Origin of the sequence: Streptomyces sp. SID14478 (genome assembly GCF_010548525.1) — a bacterium.
In the GTDB taxonomy this organism is placed as follows: domain Bacteria; phylum Actinomycetota; class Actinomycetes; order Streptomycetales; family Streptomycetaceae; genus Streptomyces.
Map to the genome: position 1 here is coordinate 1 of NZ_JAAGMG010000899.1, position 1368 is coordinate 1368.

1 protein-coding gene is annotated in these 1368 nt (G+C 75.0%); it reads right to left on the bottom strand.

Annotated elements, in window-relative coordinates; translation table 11 throughout:
* Window positions 1-1368, bottom strand: a 1368-nt coding sequence (locus tag G3I40_RS29215; RefSeq protein WP_275410238.1) for a beta-ketoacyl synthase N-terminal-like domain-containing protein, incomplete at both ends; no start/stop codon positions are given.

The following is a 1368-nucleotide window of genomic DNA, read 5'->3' on the forward strand; positions in this document are numbered from 1 at the left end:
GCGCCGTCCTGGTTGACGGCGCTGCCGCGCAGCACCGCGAGTACCGGGTGCCCGGCCTCCAGCGCCTGGGAGAGCGGTTCGAGGAGCAGTGCGCCGGCGCCCTCGGCGAGGCCGAAGCCGTCCGCCTGCGCCGCGAACGGCTTGCACCGCCCGTCGGCGGCGAGTCCGCGCTGCCTGCTGAAGTCCACGAACGTATAGGGGTCGGAGATCACGGTGACGCCGCCCGCCAGCGCCATGGAGCAGTCACCGTCGCGCAGCGCCCGCATGGCCAGGTGGATGCCGACCAGGGACGACGAGCACGCCGTGTCCACCGTCAGCGCCGGGCCCTGCCAGCCGAAGAAGTAGGCGAGCCGCCCGGACAGCACGCTGGCCGAGTTGCCGAGGCCCTGGTAGCCCTCGACGCGGGCGGCCTCGCTCTCCAGAAGGGGCATGTACGACTGGCCGTTGGAGCCGACGAACACGCCGACGCGGCTGCCGCGCAGCAGGTCCGGGTCGATGCCGCCGCGTTCCACGGCCTCCCAGGCGACCTCCAGCATCAGTCGCTGCTGCGGGTCCATGGCGAGGGCCTCGCGCGGGGTGATGCCGAAGAACTCCGCGTCGAATCCGGCCGCGTCGGCGAGGAATCCGCCGCGGTCGGAGTAGCTGGTGCCGGGGTGGTCGGGATCCGGGTGGACGAGGGACTCCAGGTCCCAGCCACGGTCCTGGGGCAGGCCGCCCGTGAGGTCGCGGCCGTCGGCGACGGCCCGCCACAGCTCGTCGGGCGAGCCGATGCCGCCGGGGAAGCGGCAGCCCATGCCGACGACGGCGATCGGCTCCTGTTCGTGCGTGCCCGCGGCGGTCCGCGCGGTGCCGGCCGGCTCGGCGGTGTCGTGCCCGTCGGGTCCCGTGACGAGCAGCGAACGCAGGTGGCGGGCGAGGCGGGTGATGGTCGGGTGGTCGAAGACCAGGGAGGCGGGCAGCCGCAGTCCGGTGGCGGCGGTGAGCCGCTTGCGCAGCTGCACGGTGCCCAGCGAGTCCAGGCCCAGTTCGGTGAACGCCCGCCGTCCGTTGACGTCGTGGGCGCTCTCGTGTCCGAGGACGGCCGCGGTGGCCTCGCCGACCACGGTGCGCAGCAGGTCCTCCTGTTCCGCGGGGGACAGGTCCGTGAGCCGGGCGGCCAGTTCGGTGGCCGGGCCGCTGTCCCGTGCGGTGGCCGGCTCCTCGCTCTCCGGTGTCTCGCGGGCCTCGGCGATCTCCGCGAACAGCGCGGTCGGGCGGACCGCGCGCCGGCCCGCGGCGAAGTCGGGCCAGTCCACGTCGGACACCGCGACGGCGCTCTCCCCCGCGTCCAGTACGCACTGCAGGGCCGTCAGGGCGCGGTCGGCCGGC